The organism is Ruegeria sp. EL01 (assembly GCF_900313035.1).
Lineage (GTDB): Bacteria > Pseudomonadota > Alphaproteobacteria > Rhodobacterales > Rhodobacteraceae > Ruegeria.
In genome coordinates, this window is sequence record NZ_OMPS01000032.1 from 38069 (window position 1) to 56049 (window position 17981).

The following is a 17981-nucleotide window of genomic DNA, read 5'->3' on the forward strand; positions in this document are numbered from 1 at the left end:
ACAATCAATGAATGACCACGACACCGCCCGAATGCCTTATCAATTGCCGTTTCCGAAGGATGCGCAAGAAGAGATCGTGATCCCGAACGCGATGAGCGAGGACGACAGGCTATGGGTTCCGCAGGCCGAAAACGTGTGGTTCCGACCGCTTTGTCTGAACCGCTCGCAAGGCTATTGGATGAATCTTCTTAAAGTGCGCAAAGCTGGTGTTCTTTCGCGGCACCGCCATCCGCAACCTGTCCACGGCTTCGTCTTGAAAGGGCGTTGGCACTATTTGGAACACGACTGGGTCGCGGAAGAAGGGGGTTATGTCTTTGAGCCGCCGGGCGAAACTCATACTTTGGTCGTCCCGGACGATGTCGAAGAGATGGTCACCTATTTCCAGGTCAATGGCGTGATGTGCTATGTCGATCCGTGGGGCAAGGTCACTGGTTACGAAGATGTCTTCACCAAGATTGATCTGTGCCGAAAACACTTTGCGGAAGTAGGACTTGGAGAAGACTACGTTGAACAATTCATCCGGTGACGCGCCGCGTTTTGCACTTGTAGCTCATGATGCGCGAAAGGACGAAATCGTCGAATGGGTGGGTCTACAACAGTCCCGCCTGTCCGGTGTGCAGATCTTTTCGACAGGGACAACTGGCAGCCGAATAAAAGAGGCCTTTCCAGAACTGAATGTGACCTGCCTGAAAAGTGGACCACTCGGAGGCGACCAACAGATCGGCGCCATGATTTGTGAAGAGAAAATGGATGCGCTGATTTTCTTTGTCGACCCTCTGTCACCCATGCCGCACGATGTTGATGTTAAGGCTCTGACTCGTCTAGCGACGGTCTATAACCTTCCGATGGCGTGTTCGCGTTCAACTGCGGATTTGATCGTAAATGGACTGCTTGACGAAGATGCGAGCGCGCGAGCGTGATACGCGGCGCGCAGGCATGGTTGATCAGCCAGTCCTGAGAAGATGCTCGGACAGGCTATCGAGTTTTTCAGAACCCAGCTGACTCATATTGGCCTCAATGTCTGCTTTCAGGATGTGAACGAGATGGTCGACCCCTCGCGCTCCAAACGCTGCGACAGCATATTGAAAGGCGCGTCCGACCATGACGAAATCTGCACCTTTCGCTAGCGCGCGCATTATGTCCAATCCCCAGGCAATGCCGGAATCGTAGATCAGTGGCATGTCTGTACCGACCGCTTCGCGAATACCCGGCAATTGATCAATCACGGCGGGCCCGGCTTCGAATTGCCGCCCGGAGTGGTTGGATACCCAAATGCAATCCACGCCCTCGGTTACCATTTTTTGAGCATCTTCAGGCCGCAGGACACCCTTGACGATCAAATTGCCTTCCCACTCCTGCCGTAACTCGCGTAGGTACTCCCAATCCGGAATCCCACGGATCAAGGCGCCCGCGTGGGTAAAGCTTTCGCGCCCGCGTGTGGGGACATAATCGTCAAAGAACCGCATGCGTGGCATGACGCCTTCGCGCAGATGCGCGAGGCACCAGGCGGGACGTGAAGCCATTTCTAACAGAGTGCGTAAGTCAGCCTTTGGAGGCACGGTCAGGTTGGCGCGGCGTTGTCGTTCGCGGCGGCTTTCCTCTGGTACGTCCACTGTGATGATCAGCGTGTGAAATCCTGCTGCCTTGATCCTCGGCAGCATTGCGCGGCGCAACTCGCCAGAATTCACCGGGTAATGCTGAAACCATCCGTTGTTACCAATGTAGGGCGCCACATCTTCCGGCGATGCTACTGCCACGCTGGACAACGAAAACGGAATGTTGTGAGTGACCGCGGCCCTTGCAAGCATCCGCTCTGCACCCGCCCACATTAGGCCGGACATGCCCACAGGTGCTATCCCGAAAGGCAGATCATATTTTTGGCCCATCAATGTAGTCTGCAGGTCGGCCTTTGTTCGGCCGCATAGAACACGCGGCATGAATCCGATGGCATCAAGTGCGTCACGGTTTACTTTCAACCCCAGTTCCCGGCCGGTTGCGCTGTCGAGGTATTCGAAGGCAAACTTCGGAATGCGCTTTTGCGCGGTATTCCGAAGATCTTCTATCGACGGGTGGGATAGGTCCAGATCCATCAGGGTCCTCTGGTTTCGTTGTCTAACGTTTGAAGCTCCTCAGCCGGTCACCAAAGGGACGGTAAGGCCAAAGAAATTGCGGGCACATAGGTGATGAACATCAGCAGGATCAGCATGCCTGCAAAGAATGGCAGGATCGCCCGGCTGAGGCTTTCGATGGAGACCTTCGAAATACTGCTGGCCACGAACAGGTTTACACCCAATGGCGGTGTACAGAATCCGATGGCCAGATTGACCGTCAGAATGACACCAAAGACGATCGGATCGACACCCAGTGCAGTTGCAACCGGCAGCAGAATCGGTGTCATGATGATGATCGACGAAATCGTCTCCATGAACATGCCGATCACCAACAAAAGCAGGTTGATCAACAACAGGATGATGATCGGATTGTCGGACAGGCTGGTGATTGTTGTGGCGAGTTCTGTCGGGATTCTTGCAAGCGTGATCAACCTGCCAAATGCGGTCGCCATGATCACCAATATCAGAATGGTCCCACTGGTCTTTGCACTGCCTGCCAAGACCTCTGGCAAGTCCCTGACGGTGATATCGCCATAGACAAAGATGCCGATGAAGGCGGCGTAAACCACGGCGACGGCGCCAGCTTCGGTTGGGGTGAAGATACCGCTGTAGATGCCCCCAAGGATAATTACCGGCACCAGTAGCGCCCAGATCGAAGACCGGAAGCTCTGCCAGACACCCGGGCCTGAGAACGTGGTTGTCGATTGCTGAACAACCTCATCCCTTCGCAGCAGGACACGGGCGACCAACATGAACATGAGGGCAAAGAGGATGCCGGGAACAACACCCGCAAGGAACAGCTTGCCGATCGAAACCTCAGCAGTAACACCATAGATGATGAAAGGGATGCTTGGCGGGATCATCACGCCGATCATCCCCGAGGACGCCGTCAATGCGCCACTGAATTTGCGCGTATAGCCGACCTTTTCCATCTCAGGGATCATGTTTGATCCGATGGCGGCGACGGTTGCAGGGGACGACCCGGATATGGCGGCAAAAAACACACAGGCGAGCACGTTCACATAAGCCAGCCCACCCCGGATATGCCCGATCAGTGCATTGGCGAACCCAACCAGTCGACGGGACATCCCACCGTGCTGCATCAGGTCTCCTGCGAGGATGAATAAAGGAACAGCGATCAGCGGAAACGAATCCGCGCCCGTGACCACCGAGCGCGCCAGAAGAACCATCGGCGGCGTGCCATCCACGAAGACCATCACGATCATGGTCGCAAGACCCAGGCAGATGCCAATGGGCACGCTGAAAAGCAGAAGGGCGAAAAGTGTCACGAAAAGCGTTGTCGCAAGCATGCCGGGTTCCTCACACTTTGGTTCCTGCGATCAGTCGCAGGGTTCGGATCAGATGTTGAGTGACGCGGATCGCAGAAAGACCTGCACCAACCGGCGCTGAGGCATAAAGGATCGGGATTGGCAGCCCCAGAACAACCGAGGTCTGGCTGGCCACAAAGGGCTGCCGGATCAGCTTGATGCATTCAATTGTAAGAAAGATCAGAAACCCAAGGACCAGAAGCGCGATCACAACATCCGCATAAAGTCTTGCCCGCTCGCTCAGGACATCGCGCAGGACCGTAATGCGCACATGATCGCCGGTATGGAAGGCATAGCTGACGCCAAGCCAGACGAACCAGACAAACAGCCAAAGCGTTAGCTCTTCTCCCCATGAAAGAGAGGCATTCATGATGTAGCGCATGAACACGTTGCCAAAAATCAACACGACAATCGCGGCTAGTAGCGCACTGGCCAGGACCTTTTCGGCATTCATATCGATCCATTTGATAACCGACATCGTTCACCTCCCCTTGAACGAAAGGGGCGCCCGAACCTGCTCGGCACGGGTGCCCGGATTGGCTGAGTAAACCGTGGGTCAGCTTCCGCTTGCTGCGGACACCGCCGCGACCCAAGCGTCGTAGGCTTCGGCGCCAACTTCGTCGCGATATTGCAGGCGAACGCTTTCGGTTTTGTCGGCGAAGGCCTGTCTCTGCTCTGCAGTCAGTTCGAGAACCTCGACACCTGCGGCACGGATCTGTTCCAGCTGCTCCGCATCTTCGCTGGCGACCAGTTCAGCCTGATAGTCACGTGCGGCAGCCATCGAGTCCCGGATTAGTTGCTGATGCTCCTCAGGCAGCGAGTCAAAGAATGGCTTGGAGACGACCGGCATGTAGACCGCGAAGACATGGCCCGTGGTCGAAAGGTATTTCTGCACCTCGTAGAAACGCTGTGAGGTAATGATCGCCAGCGGGTTTTCCTGCCCGTCGATCACGCCTTGCTGAAGGGCAGAGTAAACCTCGCCGAAGTTCATCGGCGTCGGGTTGGCACCGAGTGTCTCGAATGTTGCCACATGCGCCGGAACCTTCATGGTGCGCAGCTTAACGCCCTCGAGGTCTTCGGGTGTTTCAACCGGGCGGACATTGTTGGTCACGTTGCGCACGCCTAATTCTAGCCAACCAAGACCGACGAGCCCCTGATTTTCGACCCGCCCGAGCATTCCGTCACCGGCCTCACCATCAAGAACATCAAAGGCGATGTCCTTGGAGGCATACATGTAGGGAAGCTCGATCACCGCAAAAGCCGGATCCCAGCCTGCGAAGAAAGAAGACGGCGGAATGGCCATTTCAAGAACGCCAGTTTGAACGCCCTCGATCAACTCACGATCAGGCCCCATCTGTGACGAAGGGAAAATCTGAACGTCGATCTCACCGTTTGAGCCTGCTTCGATCAGCTCCTCAAACTTCAGTAGTGCGCGATGCATGTGAAACGCTTCTGCAGCGCCGTGCCCGATCTTTATGACTGTTTCAGCTGACGCTGCGAAGGCAAGCCCGGCAGACATGGCGACGCCAAGCGCGAGTGTTGATTTCTTGAACAAGGTATCCTCCCTAGGATTTGATTTTTCAATCTACCATCTGAGATATCAGATATAATATAGAAATCAAGCGCACATGTGTTATTGTGTTGTAAAGGTGAAATAGGACGAAGTGAAAATGACCGAGATTTTGCAGATTAAGCGGCCGGATTCATTGAGCAAAACTGCTGAAGAACACATTCGCGAAGGCATTATCAATGGCACGTTTCAACTGGGTGAATCGTTGCCGGAAGTGAAGCTGTCAGATGCTATGGGCATCAGTAAAACTCCGATTCGCGAGGCTTTAGCGGCTTTGAACCTTCAGGGGCTCGTCCAGATCTTTCCTCATCGAGGAGCCTTTGTATTCTCTCTTTCTCAAGAGGACGTGGTGCAGCTTTGCCAGTATCGGCTCATCCTAGAATCTGCAGCTTTGGAGCAGGCTATTAGTAAAAATAGTAACGCTCTGCTTGATGAACTTGCGGATACTGTATCGAAGATGTCCAAAGCGCGGGAGGCAGATGAATTCGAACAGTACTTGGAACTTGATGCAGAGTTTCACTACGCCTTTTTCAGGTACTGCGAAAACAGCTATTTGAGAGATGGCTACCAAAAAGTCGGCGACATCGTCCAAACCATGCGGACGCATCTGTCCAAGCGTGTTGATCGAACGAAGAAGTCATTTCAGGAACATCAATCGATCACAGCGCTTCTGAGCGAAGGTAAAATAAAAGCTGCAAAGAACACCCTCAAACGGCAAATCACTCGCGGCGAGCGTTCCTATTCCGATTTGGTCGGCGTCAACCAAGTATAGGTGCTTCAGCTACAGAAGTCGCACTGAAGACCAGTGGCAGCATTCTGACTACTCTGATTTGATGGAAAGCCTTTGAGAAGCAAATGGCAAAACTATGCGTCGCCCAACATCTGCGGCGTTTCCCAACGAACATACCATTGTATAACGCCCATTCAAACCGCCAGTAGACTTCTGGCGTCAGCGCGGTGCTGATGTGTGGGCCTGGCGGGAGGATTGGAGGGCATACTATGCCAAGAGTCCAGCTTCCCGCTGTCACTCCGAAACGAAAAGCCTGGAACAAGGGCCGTATCATCGGTCAGAAACGGCCGCTGTTGCCGAAACAGGTCTGGGCGATCCGCACGCGGCTCGAACTGGCACGTAACCTGCGCGATCTTGCGCTGTTTAACGTGGCAATCGACAGCAAGCTTCGTGGATGTGATCTGGTAAAACTGGCTGTCACAGACTTGGTGAGAGAAGATCGCATTCGCGAAAGGGTATCCGTGATCCAGAGCAAAACCAAGCGACCTGTTCAGTTCGAACTCTCTGAAAACACACGGGATACAATTGCTGCGTGGATCAGATCGCCGGAAATGATCGGCTGCCGTTTCATGTTTCCCAGCCGATTTCACAACCGCCCGCATATCTCAACTCGTCAATATGGCCGACTTGTGCGTGATTGGGTGGCCGCGATTGGGCTGGAACCCAGCGGATACGGCACCCATTCGCTGCGCCGGACCAAAGCAGCGGAGATATACCGAAAAACCGGAAACCTCAGAGCGGTTCAGCTTTTGCTCGGACACACAAAAGTTGACAGCACTGTCAGATACCTTGGCGTCGAACTTGAAGATGCACTGAGCATCGCTGAGGAAATCGACATATGAAAGTTCTTGGCGGGCGGCACTTGCCGTTCGCCAATTCAGACCGGACTTACGGTCGGGCGGCGGCATTGGTTCGAATCGAGCCTAAACTATAGCACACGCAGCATAATTGTTCTCCCGAGAAGATTGTCCACGCGTTTATTGGCGAAGCACACAAGCTTGCGCAAATGGGACCGGTTTCGCCCCGCAAAACAAAGCAGTTGTTCGCATTGCAGTCAGCAAAGACATCAAAGTCCCGGCCCACGATGATATATTCAGGTCACGGCGAAAGGGTGGATTGAATCTCGACCATCAGCGTGGCTTTCAATGACTGTTTTGGCGACAACGACCGCGATGCAGCGATGTGTGTGCCGCGCCTGCGCGCAGATTCTGCGTCAGCAAACAAACGGAAAGGTAATGGCGGCAGAGTCCCGCACTTCGATGGCCGATCACAGTCGCGGCGAAAGGGCGGTTTGGATTTGGCCGAAATTCACACCGATGAATGACCGCAGTCGGGAAATCCGCTGCGTCGCCGCAAAAACCCTGGCGCAAGGGCGAAGGTTTTCTGCATCAGCAATAGCGGCGTGAGCGAAAGGCGGGTTTGTCCTGCGTCTTACCAGTTCCTGCGACGCGCAGCGAAAGTCGATCCATCCCAGACCGGCCCTTGGTGCAGATCGCGGCGGAGGTGTCAGGAGAGCCCGACTTGTTCCTTGGATTCTTTCGCTGCGCGCGCTCGCAGCGCGAAAAATGCAGCATGAGCGCAATACCTGATGCCACCACGCAGCGGGAAAATTGGCCATTCGTCGATCCCGCAGCAATTCTCAGACGGCCAATTTTCGAGTCGCGGGACTTAGCTGCCGTTGACCAAAGACAACCCCTAGTGTTTTTCGCACGGATAGATAGGCTCCGTGGGCATGACCTACGATGTGACTTTATTGATTTTGCTTGCCGCTGCTTTGCACGCTGGCTGGAACGCACTAATTAAGATTAGTGGCGACCGGATCGCGGTGATGGCAGTTGTTACCTTGGCGGGGAGCATTCTCTCACTCTTTGCGCTGCCGTTCGTGGACAGCCCTGATCCTGCTAGTTGGCCACTACTGGCCCTAACAATCCTGATCCACACCGGCTATCACTTCTTTCTTCCTGTTGCCTATGACCACGGCGACCTCGGCCAAGTGTATCCTATTGCCCGAGGAGTTGCGCCAATACTCGTCACTCTGGGCGCATTGATTTTCGCTGGAGAGCACGTCAACCAAATGGCTCTGATTGGTATTCTTTGTCTTGCTGTCGGCGTCATGGCGCTCACCTTCGACGGCGGCAAAGTCAGCAAGATCAATCCCAAAGCAGTTTTCTTTGCGCTGGCTACCGGAGTTTGCATCGCTTCTTATACGGTCGTCGACGGGTTGGGAGCGCGTCAGGCAGGGTCAATCTTGGGCTTTGCTGTTTGGCTCACCATTGGCGACGGAATTCTGACATTCCTGATCGCACTCGTTTGGAAACGAAGAGAAATGTTCGTGGTTGCCAAGAACAATGCTCTAACTGGTTTCGCCGGTGGCGCGATGCAGGTTGGAGCATACTGGATCATTATTTACGCACTTGCTGTTGCGCCAATGGGCATGGTCTCTGGCTTACGCGAAACGAGTGTTCTTTTCGCTGCCCTTATCTCGACGTTTCTCCTGAAAGAAGGTTTCGGTGTTTGGCGCTTCGTATCTGCTTGCCTTGTGACGTTCGGCTTAATTGTGAGCCGAAATCGGAGTTAGGCGGCGGGCATTCTTGCAGAGATTTCGGCTGGCACTTTGGGCTCGTAGCGGCCTGATGCCGATGCGGCAATGCTGTTGTGGCAGGGTGAATGAGACCAGTCATTTGCCAATGTCGCTAAAACCATGAATTTGCAGTGGCTCGGTCGGAGCGCTGCCGTTGGGTGTCAATGAGCCGATGTTCAGGAGGTAGGCGGCGAAATCTGACTGCGAGCCCATCCTGTGAATTCGGTTTCCTCGCTGCGTGCGCTCGCAGCACGAAAATCGCCTCGACCGCATCATTCTCAGCGCCGCTGCGCGGTGTGAAAACCCGCCGTTCATGCTTGCCGCAGCGAAATTTTTTGCACGAATTCACAGGTCGCTGACTTCGCTGCCGTTCGTTTCATTTTATTGAATGGCGGCTCTGGACTGGGCTACGGATTTCTTGTTGGCAGGACGCCTGCCATTTGCGTTGCTTCCCATTCTTCAATCAGAGGCTCCCCGAGGCCCGCGAAGTCGTCGCTCTGGAGGTTTGATCGGATTATGCGATCAAGCCTGAAATGCCTTACCGCTTCACGCAATTCGCACCAAGCAACAATTAACCCGGCATCGACGTAATAAATCAGAACAAGCGGCCAGATTGTGCGCTTGGTTTCCCTTCCTTCAACGTCGCAGTAGTCGATCAAAATCTTATTCTCGTTTCGGATCGCATGGCGGATTTCGCTGAGATTCACAACCGCGCCGCTCTCGATCCCCCACGCTGACGTTAGGAGCCTTCGGGTGCCTGGTGCTGCCTCATGCAACTTGCGGGATGCACGACCGGCTGAGCGCCACAGGCCTGGATCACCGGTTCGGGCTATCAGGCTGAGACCAACGGAAATCGCTTCGGCCTCCTCGACATCAAAATTTATGGGTGGAAGATCGTATCCTTTGCGCATGACATACCCAACGCCGGGTTCACCAAGGATCGGTGTCTGCATGGCCTGAAGGCTGGCGATGTCGCGATAGACCGTTCGGATGGAGATTTCGAGCGCAGCTGCAATCTCTCGTGCCAGAATTGGCCCTTTTGCGTTTCGCAGCAATTGAATGATCTCAAAAAGCCTGGCCGATCTGGACATAGCGATGCCTCCATTCTTTCTGATGAATACCACAACACTACTGCCATGCAGGTGGCAGTAGTGTTCGTTTATAGATTCAAATTCTTGAAGTCAGAAAGATGTTGAACCTCTGCCATGACCACACCTCTCACCGGAAACGATATTGCGCATGGCACACGGCTGATGATCTTCGCCGCGTTGCTGCTGGCGTCAGGTGCGACATCAGCGCGCTTTGCAACAGAGAGTATGAACGTCTTCGTCGTGGTTTTCTGGACCAACCTGATCATGTTTATCATTATGTCGGGATACATGTTGGTTGCAAAACCAACAGGCGGCGTGAAGACCAACAAGCTGCCACTGCATTTCTTACGATCTGTGTTCACCTACGGCGCGTTGGTAGCCTACTTCTACGCACTGGCACAGATACCTTTTGCGAATGCTGTCGTGTTGCAATCCATGGGGCCGGTTTTCCTACTCATTCTTGGCTTTCTTGTATTTCACCGATTATCGGACCGCTTCGTCTGGCTCGGCGTTGCGATAAGTTTCGCAGGCGTCATCCTGATCGTTCGTCCTGACCGCATCGGAATCTCTTCAGGTGAAGCCTCCGCGTTGCTCGCAGCAGTCGGAGGCGCAGCTGCCGCCCTGATCATCTGGTCCCTGTCATCAACCGAACCCGTTGCACGACAGATGTTCTATTTCTCATTTTTCGCGTGCCTATTGTCGGCCCTTCCGTTGCCGTGGACATGGCATCCGCCAACGCTTGCGCAACTGACCCCGATTATCGCCGTTGCGGCATTTACGATTGTTGGGCAATTCTACTACGCGAAAGCTTTCTCGGCTGCACCCGGAGATAAAGTCATTACGTGGAGCTACATGGCAATCGTGTTTGCGGCAGTCTATGGTTTTGTGTTTTGGGACGAACCGGTTGTGAACCTGACCGCGCTTGGCGCAGGACTGGTCGTGGGCGGTGCCCATCTTGCAACACGCGCTCGTTGAGGCTCACGGACATCCCCGCAGGTACATCCGCCATCTAGGATGTTTGATGAATCCGCCATGTCATTCAGCTCTGTTTTGAATGTTCAAAAACCCATGATCCTTTCGCTGGGGACCGAGTTTCAGTGCCATAAAGGTTAGCCAATCTGCCATTTCATCGCTGACGTCACAGTAGGGCTTGATCGGTTGAAAACCGAGCTTCTGATACAACCCTCGAGCCTCGATCTGCTCCGGCCCGGTATCAAGATACATTCGAGCGTAACCCAGTTCGCGGGCTTGGTGGATCAAGTGCGTTGCAAGAGCCAGACCTACGCCTTGCCCGTGAAACTTTGGATCGACAAACATGCGTTTCATTTCGCAGGAGTCAGTGTCGAGTGCGCGCAATCCGACACATCCAGCGAATTCCCGATCGACGGTTGCGATCAGCAACGTGCCCGCGGGGGCTCCGTATATGCCAGGCAGATCCGATAGCTCGCGTTCAAACTCATCCGGGTCAAAATAGCGGGCCACGAGGTCGCGGTAGGCGTGATGGCGTACAAACAGCCAATCGACCAAGGCGTGCATCATGTCTTGCACGGCGGCGATCTCGGCAGGAGTTTGTGCGACTTTCACGGCCACGCATTGTCTAACTGCGGTTTTCATTTTGCTGTTCTTTCGCTGGTTCTGGGAGCTTCTGAAGCGCGTGGCGACAGATACCAAAGCACCGCAGCCACGATGATCAGGGCTGGGATGTCGCCCACCAAATGACCGACCTCCATGCGGTCGTGGCTGACTTGAGCAGCCATAATCGCGGCGTGAACGATGCTGGACCAGATGGTAAAACCGATCAGGCTCTTGTGGTTCTGCGGGGCTGAGGATGCCCGGATCAGGAACCATCCTAGAACCGCGTAAATTCCGCAGATCATTTGGAAATAGTGCTGACCTCCGCCACTATGCCAGACCCACCCCGAAGGCCAGATAGCGGCCAGTGGATAGATCAGAAAACAGAAGGTCCCAAACAGGACCAAAGCGACCTTTAATCCCTTTGCGCGGCTTTCGGGGTTCATGCTGCGTCCGCCTTAGGAATCCATGCATAAGGCGCAAACTCCGCGTCAAGCGGCAGGTCTAGTAAGTTGGCTGTCATGTTGCTTAGCGTCTTGTTTGCAACGCCTATGATCACCTCCAAAGCCTGATCCGGGTGATAACCGGCCGCCAAAAATCCTGTGTATTCTTCGCTGCAGCCACGACCACGGTCTGTTGTCAATTTCCGGGCAAAGCGCGCCAAAGCACCAAGACGGTCGTCGTCAGGGTCGCGCCCCTCGCGCATTGCTTGAACGTGGGTGTCGCTCAGTTCGGCATCAACAGCAAAAGCTGAGTGACCCGCGACACAGTAGCGACACCTGTTGGCCACGCTTACCGCAAGTTGGATCACCTCGCGTTCGGCGGGTAACAGGCTGCTGTTGCCAAACGCGCTGGTCAGCCCGGTAAACCCGGTCATCGCATCAGGAAGACCACCATAAACGGCATAGACATTGGGAACAAAGCCACGTGCTTGCGTGATCGCGTTGAATATCGGACGTGACTGCGGGGCCGCTGTCTGGGTCGTGTGGATGGGTAGGGTCATAAGCTCTCTCCGTCTTGCAGATCCGTGCTTGGGCTGCTTCCTATGGTGAGACCTACCCGACGCCGGCCCTACGCGATGCTTTACAGATTGGAGCAAAACACTATACCGATTGGAGCATCTTACTACACTTTCTGGAGTAATATTGATGTCGCACAGTTATGGCCAATGGTGCCCCATCGCCAAATCGACTGAAATTTTAGGCGAGAAGTGGACCATGCTGATTGTGCGCGAGCTGTTGATGGGCAGCACACGTTTCTCGGAGCTCCAGCGTGGTTTGGGGGCGATCTCTCCCACGCTTTTGACGCGCAGATTGGTCACGCTAGAGGAATATGACCTTGTCTATAAGCGTCGCATTCAAGGCGGTCGGGGGCACGAATATCTACCAACCGCAAGCTGCAGACAGCTGCAACCGATCCTACTGGCACTTGGAAGTTGGGGCATGGAATGGTCAAAGGCCTTTATGAGTGATGCGGATTACGACGTCGAACTTCTGATGCTTTATCTTCAACGAAGTATTGTTCCCGAAAACCTGCCCGGCAGCAGGACGGTCGTGTTGTTCCAGTTTACGGATTTCGATGAGCAACCTAAATGGTGGATCACGGTTGAAGGTGGCAATGTTGATGTTTGCACTACCGATCCCGGCCTGGACGTGGACGTATTTATCACAACCAAGGTGCGCGCGATGGCGGATGCCTGGTTGGGCCACACGACCTATAAAGCGGCCAAAGCCTCTGGCGAGATGGAGATCATCGGACCGGCGGCTCTAACACGCAATATAACGAGCTGGCTATCCGATTGCATTTTTGCAAGCTTGCCGAATGCCGAAGAGATTTTGGCGGCACGTTAACGCATTTGGAGTGCTGCGCGAGCGTGTTCCATTATGCTGTCGATAATCGTACCAGCGCGTTCAACGCTGTTCACCAGGCCTACGCTTTGACCTGCCCACATCGATAACGCTTCAATCTCACCGGTCATCGAATGATGGGGTGTCGTGGATTGATAAGCTTTGATTGGGGCGCTACCCCGCATTGCGACCGTTTCACCGGACCGATGGCGTGTATTATTGCTGGGACGACCTTCTGCAAGCCAACGATCCGCTACGGCGTTACGCAGCACACGATGAGCGGCATTTGACCAGCCAACATTGTATAGATCGGTCTCGTGGAGTGTGTCTGAATGCTGGGCTGCAATAAGTTGCGCGATGTATTCCGAATGCGCCGCACTTTCTGGGGTCGCCAGAAAACGAGTTCCCATGACAACGCCGCTGGCCCCCAGACAGAGGGCCGCAGCCAACCCGCGCCCGTCCGAGATACCACCGGCCGCCAAAACTGGCACCGATCCTGCCATATCCACGACGGCCGGGATTAGTGGCAGCGTCGCGACCATCCCCCGAACATGCCCTCCGGCTTCCCAACCCTGCGCGACCAAAATATCTACACCCGCATCAACAGCGTGTTTGGCGTCAATCGCAGTCGATACCGTCTGGATCACCAAGGCCCCGTTGGTATGCACCTGCTTTACAAACGGCGCTGCATCCCCCCAGAAGAAATGCACAGCATTGGGACGATGCGACAGGCAAAGTTCCAATCGAGTTTCTTGTGGCATATCAAGGCAAAGGTTTACGGCAAACGGCGCGTCGGTTTTTGCGCGCAGGCTTGTCAGTTCAGCCTCAATGGTATCCCTGCTGCTCCACGAGAAAGGCATGATCGGATAGCCGCCTGCATTGCCAACGGCAGCAGCCAAGTCGCTTTCTACTGCGCCGGCCATGGGGGCCAGTGCGATGGGATGATCCACCCCGACCAGATCTGTAAACGCCGTCGAAGTTGCGGGGGCTTTGATCGTCTTTTCCATGATTGAATTCCTTCAAGCCGCGCGGCGGTTTCGATTGGCAATAAGGTGATCGGAAAGGGCCTGCGCATCGCCGCCCACGCCATCAATCAGTGCCGACTTCCGACGCCGCATGAAGGGCAAGCCCATGACGTAAAGTCCGGGTGCAACGACACCTTGATCGTGAATCAACATGCCTTTCTGGTCGAACACAGGAAGCTTCAGCCAACTGTAGTCGGGGGAATAACCTGTTGCCCAAACGATGGTCTGTATCGCGCCGTTTCTCAGATTGGATATGAGGCGTGGAGGGTTGGACAATAGCGTCGGGGGCAACTGCTGCGCCTCGGGAAGGTCGGTAACGTTCAGGCGTTCAGCCCAATCGTCGAAATGCCTAAGAAGTCGGTCGATCTTCTGATCCGACATGGCACAGTGATTGGCAAGTGAGCCGGAAAACTGCGCCATACCGTCTTGAATGGCAGCTAGCCGACCGGTTATTACAATCCCCATTGCCTGAAGCGTATTGAGATCAATCGAGTCTACTCCAGGATCGCCCATCAATTGGAACGAGGGCACGCGGCGGGCGCGGTCTATATCGTCCACATCTTTGACGCGGACATCCAGAACGCCGCTGCGATCCATCCACCATTGAATGTCCCGCCCACGATAACGGCGCGGCGCGCGGATATGCTCCCCCACGGCAAGTGTCACCGCATGCCCCGCGTTGGAAAGTTCAGCAGCGATCTGCACGCCGCTGGCGGACCCTCCAACCACCAGCGCACCGCCCTTTGCAACTTGATCAGGCGATTTATACGTTCCGAGCGACAGTTGCATGATGGTTTCTGGAACAGAGCCCGCCAACTGAGGCAGTTTCGGCCGGGCGCAAGCACCACTGGCAACAACAACATTATCGCATATCCAAACGCCCTTGTTGGCGCGAACCAGATAGTTGTTCCCATGAGACGTCACAGAATGAACAGCTGTGTGCTCTTCGACCGGAGCATCGATTACATGGGCATAGTCACGCAGATACCCTGTGATCTGCGGCATGCTCATATACCCATCTGGGTCAGGCCCATCATATTTGTAGCCCGGTAGCCGGGATTGCCAGTTTGGCGTAAGCAGCCGCAGACTTTCCCACCTGTCTTTCATCCAGGATTGCGCGACCTCGCCACGCTCCAATACAACATGCGCGACGGAGCGGTCCGAGAGACATTTACTCATCGCGAGCCCGGCTTGCCCGGCGCCAATGATGACGGTCGAAATATGTCGCATGACACTCGCTCCTGTATTGATTGCGGTTTAAGCGACGACCACGTGTACGTTGGTCGGATTGGTCATAAGATCAAAAACAGTGGATCGTTTTTGTGACTGTGCGACCAAAGCGCGAATATCATCGTCGCTTGCGTCCGCATCGATAGCAAAGGTCACACGGACTGCACTGAAGCCGTTGCGAATGTCGGGGTCCATGCCCAAAATCCCGCGCATATCCATATCACCCTCGACAACGCACTGTACGTCATGCAGCTGGATGCCCCGATGCTGTGCGACAGCAGCGATGCCGCCGGTCAGACAGCTCGCCAATGCGGACAGTGTGATTTCTGGGGGTGTCGGCGCGCTGTCACGAGCGGCGAAAACTTCTGGATGGTCCGAGCAAATTGAAAAGGTTTCTTTGCGTGTGTGCTCTTCACCCAGGCCGAAATAGCCATTGATGGTGTTGCGGCTTTCGCTGCCGTCGACCCAGTCACAGGTGCTGCGGAATGTGAATGATGCAGCTTGCGGCATCTCGGCGAATGCGCCCCGCGCCCCGATCAGGGCCTCGGTATTTACACCATTTGAAACGGGTTTGTCTTGGGTTTGCGTGGTCATTGTGTTGTTCCTTTAGAAGTGTTGCTGAGCTGCCGGTGCAGCTCGATATGGTGACTTCTAAGGAACACGCGCTCTGCGAAATACTTCACGGCCGAAAGTAATCCACTACATAATTGATAGTAAGCAGAAGCGGGCATTCGAAAGCGCGAGATGGAAGGCCGCTTCGGCGACATCCGCTGCGGTGCTGCGGACGCTCCGCCGCATGTGCGAACCAATGCTGCGTAAGCGAAGTACGAAAAACCAACGACGGCAAAGTCCGCATTTCTCCAGTTGGGGCGCAGCGCGGCGAATGTCGGGAAGATCTCCTGACACGACTTCGCACAGGGCAGGGTTCGACCATAAGCCGGCATTACCGCTATTTTGACAAACATACTACTGAGTAGTATATGGAGTTCAGGAGGCCCAATATGTCAGTCAAAGCATCTGTATCAATCTCAGAGCAACAGGACGCCTACGTGCGCGATCTGGTAGATCAGGGGCGCTTTTCCAGCGTAAGTGCGGTTGTGCAGCAGGGCCTCGATCTGTTGCGTAAACAGGACGAAACAGAGCTTTTAGAAGCAGCTGCGCTGAAATTGTTGCTTGAAGAACGCATGGGTGGGCCATTTGTAACGCACCAGGCATTCGCCCAGAACACCGCCGACATGTTGGCCCAAAAAAGGCATGACCTTGGTCTGGAAGGTTGAACTTGCTGCTAACGCGGTCGACGATCTATCGCTGATTTTTGACCACCTGTTCAAAACCTACCGGGATTTGGGCGAGCCTGATGATGTGGCGTTTGAAAGGGCGGCTGCGCGTGTCACAGGTATCCAGGACAGTGCGTTAGACCTTGCAGACAACCCATATCGCGGAACCCGGCGTGATGTGATGGGTGAGAACCTGCGCAATATCACCATCAATAAGGCGATCATCTGGTTTCAGCTTGATGATGACCGGAAGTGCGTCCGCATCTTGGCTTTCTTCTTTGGCGGGCAAGACCACATTCGGTATATGCTGCGTAGAATGCTCGATGACTGATGTCCGTGCCGCATATTACGGTTGAGAAACGCGGTGGCGATCCTGTGGGAGGTTCTATGCAAGGCGTCGTTCTTCGCCGCCGAACAGTGGCATCAACCTGTTGACCAGCTCGTCCGGTGAGAGCCGATGCGCCAACTCTGTCAGCTGATGCTCTGTTTCCGGGTTGATTGGCGCGAGGTTCAGCAAGTCGCCGAGATGTGCCGCCAGATCCGGTGCTTTGACAGACTCGATGGCATCCCTCAGCTTTTGATCTTCCTGCGTCTCTTCTTCAACCGCTGTCTCACTCGGATCTTCGAAAAACCCATACCCCGCTGTGCCGTTGTCGAGAACAGACGGCGCGCGCGGATCCGCGACCGCCGCGCGCTGAGAAAGCGTCCGTTTGGGTTCCGGCTCAGGCTCCGGTTCTTCGAGTTCCGCTGACTTAGAGGAACCAGCGCCCTTCAGAAACTCATCATATCGGGTCACCACACCCTCTTTGACTACCGGAACCTCCGGCCAGGGTTTGCCGCGCTGGCTGTCGTTCAGGGCTTTGAACCGATGGTCTTTGTAATACGTCACCCGATTTGTCCGGATCGGAAACATGCCCTTGCCAGTGATAATCACCTGTTCCTTGCCCAGGCGGCCGATTTCTTCCGGTGTCATGAGCGCCCGACTTTTTTCCGACCAGCTTTCGGACCGCCCCGGTTCTTTCGACCAGTTGCGGCCCGAGACGGATTTTTGCGTTACCGTCTTGTTGCCGAGCGCCTTGGACAGCTTTTGCTTGGTCTCTTCGGAGTTTGGTGTCAGCCAGACATGCAGATGCGAGCTCTCGGTTAGAATTTCCTCACCTGCAGGTCCATAATGTTCCCGAAGCGAAGCTGGCGATTGCACGACCAGGCACAGCCGGCCACCATAGCCGGGTAGGGTGGTCACGGCATCGAGCACGCCCTGCATCTTCCCAAGCGAATGAAACTCGTCAATCAAAAACAAGACGGGCAGGAAGTCCTCGCCCGAGGCCATGAGCCGCCGTCGCAGCGCATTGATAGCGCACTGGACGAACAGTCGGACAAGGGGGCGTGACACCTGCTTATGGGCTTCGGGGATACAGATGTAGCAGGTCTGCGGTTCCCAACGCATCTGTTCAAAGTTGAAGTCGTTTCGCTCTGTTGCGGCAGTGGCCCGCACAATGGCCGGGTTGCTCCAGGCATTGAGACCGCCGCCCATCAGCACCGACAGGTAAATCCCCAGC

At 54.9% G+C, this 17981-nt stretch carries 22 protein-coding genes; 9 read left to right on the forward strand and 13 right to left on the reverse strand.

The features are described 5' to 3' along the window. The first annotated feature begins 7 nt into the window (after nucleotides 1-7). Both D9K61_RS12395 and D9K61_RS12400 read left to right on the forward strand, forming a co-directional pair. Complete coding sequence (locus D9K61_RS12395; RefSeq protein ID WP_120633550.1) at nucleotides 8-526, forward strand: 2,4'-dihydroxyacetophenone dioxygenase family protein; 519 nt, start codon at nucleotides 8-10, stop codon at nucleotides 524-526. Next, nucleotides 507-920: a methylglyoxal synthase gene (locus D9K61_RS12400; RefSeq protein WP_120633551.1), complete on the forward strand. Its 414-nt coding sequence runs from the start codon at nucleotides 507-509 to the stop codon at nucleotides 918-920. Before D9K61_RS12395 ends, D9K61_RS12400 begins: the two co-directional genes overlap by 20 nt. A gap of 24 nt (nucleotides 921-944) precedes the next feature. Here the strand turns inward: D9K61_RS12400 and D9K61_RS12405 are convergent, their stop codons facing one another. The 4 genes from D9K61_RS12405 to D9K61_RS12420 all read right to left on the reverse strand — a co-directional run bounded on the left by D9K61_RS12405 (nucleotide 945) and on the right by D9K61_RS12420 (nucleotide 4994). Continuing rightward, nucleotides 945-2090, reverse strand: coding sequence for an alpha-hydroxy acid oxidase (locus D9K61_RS12405; RefSeq protein WP_120633552.1), 1146 nt, complete (start codon nucleotides 2088-2090; stop codon nucleotides 945-947). Between the two features lie 47 nt (nucleotides 2091-2137). Further along, nucleotides 2138-3421, reverse strand: coding sequence for a TRAP transporter large permease (locus D9K61_RS12410; protein WP_120633553.1), 1284 nt, complete (start codon nucleotides 3419-3421; stop codon nucleotides 2138-2140). Nucleotides 3422-3431: 10 nt separating this feature from the next. Then, nucleotides 3432-3917 carry a TRAP transporter small permease gene (locus tag D9K61_RS12415; protein ID WP_120633554.1) on the reverse strand — a complete coding sequence of 162 codons (486 nt, stop codon included), beginning with the start codon at nucleotides 3915-3917 and terminating at the stop codon, nucleotides 3432-3434. Between the two features lie 78 nt (nucleotides 3918-3995). Continuing rightward, nucleotides 3996-4994, reverse strand: coding sequence for a TRAP transporter substrate-binding protein (locus tag D9K61_RS12420; RefSeq protein ID WP_120633555.1), 999 nt, complete (start codon nucleotides 4992-4994; stop codon nucleotides 3996-3998). Nucleotides 4995-5109: 115 nt separating this feature from the next. On the opposite strand from D9K61_RS12420, the gene D9K61_RS12425 reads away from it, so the two are divergent. The 3 genes from D9K61_RS12425 (at nucleotide 5110) to D9K61_RS12440 (ending at nucleotide 8377) form a co-directional block, all read left to right on the forward strand. After that, nucleotides 5110-5781, forward strand: a complete 672-nt coding sequence (locus D9K61_RS12425; protein ID WP_120633556.1) for a GntR family transcriptional regulator — start codon at nucleotides 5110-5112, stop codon at nucleotides 5779-5781. Nucleotides 5782-6008: 227 nt separating this feature from the next. Beyond that, nucleotides 6009-6641: a tyrosine-type recombinase/integrase gene (locus D9K61_RS12430; protein ID WP_120633557.1), complete on the forward strand. Its 633-nt coding sequence runs from the start codon at nucleotides 6009-6011 to the stop codon at nucleotides 6639-6641. Nucleotides 6642-7531: 890 nt separating this feature from the next. Then, entirely contained in the window at nucleotides 7532-8377 is an 846-nt protein-coding gene (locus D9K61_RS12440) for an EamA family transporter (RefSeq protein ID WP_120633559.1), read from the forward strand. Nucleotides 8378-8787: 410 nt separating this feature from the next. On the opposite strand, the gene D9K61_RS12445 is transcribed toward D9K61_RS12440, so the two are convergent. Beyond that, nucleotides 8788-9471, reverse strand: a complete 684-nt coding sequence (locus D9K61_RS12445) for a YafY family protein (RefSeq protein ID WP_120633560.1) — start codon at nucleotides 9469-9471, stop codon at nucleotides 8788-8790. 114 nt (nucleotides 9472-9585) lie between these two features. On the opposite strand from D9K61_RS12445, the gene D9K61_RS12450 reads away from it, so the two are divergent. Beyond that, the gene (locus D9K61_RS12450; RefSeq protein WP_120633561.1) at nucleotides 9586-10446 is read left to right on the forward strand and encodes a DMT family transporter; all 861 of its coding nucleotides are present in this window, start codon (nucleotides 9586-9588) and stop codon (nucleotides 10444-10446) included. Nucleotides 10447-10506: 60 nt separating this feature from the next. Here D9K61_RS12450 and D9K61_RS12455 read toward each other — a convergent pair whose 3' ends face one another. The 3 genes from D9K61_RS12455 to D9K61_RS12465 are packed head-to-tail and all read right to left on the reverse strand — an operon-like array spanning nucleotide 10507 to nucleotide 12046. Next, nucleotides 10507-11085 (reverse strand): GNAT family N-acetyltransferase, encoded by a 579-nt coding sequence (locus tag D9K61_RS12455; protein WP_120633562.1) that lies wholly within the window; start codon nucleotides 11083-11085, stop codon nucleotides 10507-10509. Continuing rightward, nucleotides 11082-11489 carry a DUF6632 domain-containing protein gene (locus tag D9K61_RS12460; protein ID WP_120633563.1) on the reverse strand — a complete coding sequence of 136 codons (408 nt, stop codon included), beginning with the start codon at nucleotides 11487-11489 and terminating at the stop codon, nucleotides 11082-11084. Before D9K61_RS12460 ends, D9K61_RS12455 begins: the two co-directional genes overlap by 4 nt. Further along, a complete protein-coding gene (locus D9K61_RS12465) occupies nucleotides 11486-12046 on the reverse strand; it encodes a carboxymuconolactone decarboxylase family protein (RefSeq protein WP_120633564.1) in 561 nt (186 codons plus the stop codon). Before D9K61_RS12465 ends, D9K61_RS12460 begins: the two co-directional genes overlap by 4 nt. 145 nt (nucleotides 12047-12191) lie before the next feature. Between D9K61_RS12465 and D9K61_RS12470 the strand changes: the two genes are divergently transcribed. Then, nucleotides 12192-12893, forward strand: a complete 702-nt coding sequence (locus D9K61_RS12470) for a helix-turn-helix domain-containing protein (protein ID WP_074739126.1) — start codon at nucleotides 12192-12194, stop codon at nucleotides 12891-12893. On the opposite strand, the gene D9K61_RS12475 is transcribed toward D9K61_RS12470, so the two are convergent. From D9K61_RS12475 to D9K61_RS26955, 4 genes are read right to left on the reverse strand one after another with little or no spacing between them, the layout of a single operon-like run. Continuing rightward, a complete protein-coding gene (locus tag D9K61_RS12475; protein WP_120633565.1) occupies nucleotides 12890-13897 on the reverse strand; it encodes a nitronate monooxygenase family protein in 1008 nt (335 codons plus the stop codon). The two genes, D9K61_RS12470 and D9K61_RS12475, sit on opposite strands and share 4 nt — an antisense overlap. Before the next feature lie 12 nt (nucleotides 13898-13909). Beyond that, nucleotides 13910-15145: an NAD(P)/FAD-dependent oxidoreductase gene (locus D9K61_RS12480; RefSeq protein WP_120633566.1), complete on the reverse strand. Its 1236-nt coding sequence runs from the start codon at nucleotides 15143-15145 to the stop codon at nucleotides 13910-13912. Nucleotides 15146-15172: 27 nt separating this feature from the next. Then, nucleotides 15173-15739, reverse strand: coding sequence for an OsmC family protein (locus D9K61_RS12485; RefSeq protein WP_120633567.1), 567 nt, complete (start codon nucleotides 15737-15739; stop codon nucleotides 15173-15175). Continuing rightward, nucleotides 15736-16089 (reverse strand): hypothetical protein, encoded by a 354-nt coding sequence (locus tag D9K61_RS26955; RefSeq protein WP_216825794.1) that lies wholly within the window; start codon nucleotides 16087-16089, stop codon nucleotides 15736-15738. Before D9K61_RS26955 ends, D9K61_RS12485 begins: the two co-directional genes overlap by 4 nt. 57 nt (nucleotides 16090-16146) lie before the next feature. On the opposite strand from D9K61_RS26955, the gene D9K61_RS12490 reads away from it, so the two are divergent. Together D9K61_RS12490 and D9K61_RS12495 are read left to right on the forward strand one after the other, a co-directional pair. Beyond that, complete coding sequence (locus D9K61_RS12490; RefSeq protein WP_120633568.1) at nucleotides 16147-16422, forward strand: type II toxin-antitoxin system ParD family antitoxin; 276 nt, start codon at nucleotides 16147-16149, stop codon at nucleotides 16420-16422. Then, the gene (locus tag D9K61_RS12495; RefSeq protein WP_120633569.1) at nucleotides 16400-16753 is read left to right on the forward strand and encodes a type II toxin-antitoxin system RelE/ParE family toxin; all 354 of its coding nucleotides are present in this window, start codon (nucleotides 16400-16402) and stop codon (nucleotides 16751-16753) included. Before D9K61_RS12490 ends, D9K61_RS12495 begins: the two co-directional genes overlap by 23 nt. A gap of 54 nt (nucleotides 16754-16807) precedes the next feature. On the opposite strand, the gene D9K61_RS12500 is transcribed toward D9K61_RS12495, so the two are convergent. Then, the coding region (locus D9K61_RS12500) for a type IV secretory system conjugative DNA transfer family protein (protein WP_162946858.1) at nucleotides 16808-17981 on the reverse strand (1174 nt) is incomplete at its 5' end.

What these genes read in the sequence shown, in the direction of transcription:
- D9K61_RS12395 (WP_120633550.1), top strand. Translation starts at nt 8, where the DNA reads ATGAATGACCACGACACCGCCCGAATGCCTTATCAATTGCCGTTTCCG.
- D9K61_RS12405 (WP_120633552.1), bottom strand. Translation starts at nt 2,090, where the DNA reads ATGGATCTGGACCTATCCCACCCGTCGATAGAAGATCTTCGGAATACC.
- D9K61_RS12410 (WP_120633553.1), bottom strand. Translation starts at nt 3,421, where the DNA reads ATGCTTGCGACAACGCTTTTCGTGACACTTTTCGCCCTTCTGCTTTTC.
- D9K61_RS12415 (WP_120633554.1), bottom strand. Translation starts at nt 3,917, where the DNA reads ATGTCGGTTATCAAATGGATCGATATGAATGCCGAAAAGGTCCTGGCC.
- D9K61_RS12425 (WP_120633556.1), top strand. Translation starts at nt 5,110, where the DNA reads ATGACCGAGATTTTGCAGATTAAGCGGCCGGATTCATTGAGCAAAACT.
- D9K61_RS12430 (WP_120633557.1), top strand. Translation starts at nt 6,009, where the DNA reads ATGCCAAGAGTCCAGCTTCCCGCTGTCACTCCGAAACGAAAAGCCTGG.
- D9K61_RS12440 (WP_120633559.1), top strand. Translation starts at nt 7,532, where the DNA reads ATGACCTACGATGTGACTTTATTGATTTTGCTTGCCGCTGCTTTGCAC.
- D9K61_RS12445 (WP_120633560.1), bottom strand. Translation starts at nt 9,471, where the DNA reads ATGTCCAGATCGGCCAGGCTTTTTGAGATCATTCAATTGCTGCGAAAC.
- D9K61_RS12450 (WP_120633561.1), top strand. Translation starts at nt 9,586, where the DNA reads ATGACCACACCTCTCACCGGAAACGATATTGCGCATGGCACACGGCTG.
- D9K61_RS12455 (WP_120633562.1), bottom strand. Translation starts at nt 11,085, where the DNA reads ATGAAAACCGCAGTTAGACAATGCGTGGCCGTGAAAGTCGCACAAACT.
- D9K61_RS12460 (WP_120633563.1), bottom strand. Translation starts at nt 11,489, where the DNA reads ATGAACCCCGAAAGCCGCGCAAAGGGATTAAAGGTCGCTTTGGTCCTG.
- D9K61_RS12465 (WP_120633564.1), bottom strand. Translation starts at nt 12,046, where the DNA reads ATGACCCTACCCATCCACACGACCCAGACAGCGGCCCCGCAGTCACGT.
- D9K61_RS12470 (WP_074739126.1), top strand. Translation starts at nt 12,192, where the DNA reads ATGTCGCACAGTTATGGCCAATGGTGCCCCATCGCCAAATCGACTGAA.
- D9K61_RS12475 (WP_120633565.1), bottom strand. Translation starts at nt 13,897, where the DNA reads ATGGAAAAGACGATCAAAGCCCCCGCAACTTCGACGGCGTTTACAGAT.
- D9K61_RS12480 (WP_120633566.1), bottom strand. Translation starts at nt 15,145, where the DNA reads ATGCGACATATTTCGACCGTCATCATTGGCGCCGGGCAAGCCGGGCTC.
- D9K61_RS12485 (WP_120633567.1), bottom strand. Translation starts at nt 15,739, where the DNA reads ATGACCACGCAAACCCAAGACAAACCCGTTTCAAATGGTGTAAATACC.
- D9K61_RS26955 (WP_216825794.1), bottom strand. Translation starts at nt 16,089, where the DNA reads ATGCCGGCTTATGGTCGAACCCTGCCCTGTGCGAAGTCGTGTCAGGAG.
- D9K61_RS12490 (WP_120633568.1), top strand. Translation starts at nt 16,147, where the DNA reads ATGTCAGTCAAAGCATCTGTATCAATCTCAGAGCAACAGGACGCCTAC.
- D9K61_RS12495 (WP_120633569.1), top strand. Translation starts at nt 16,400, where the DNA reads ATGACCTTGGTCTGGAAGGTTGAACTTGCTGCTAACGCGGTCGACGAT.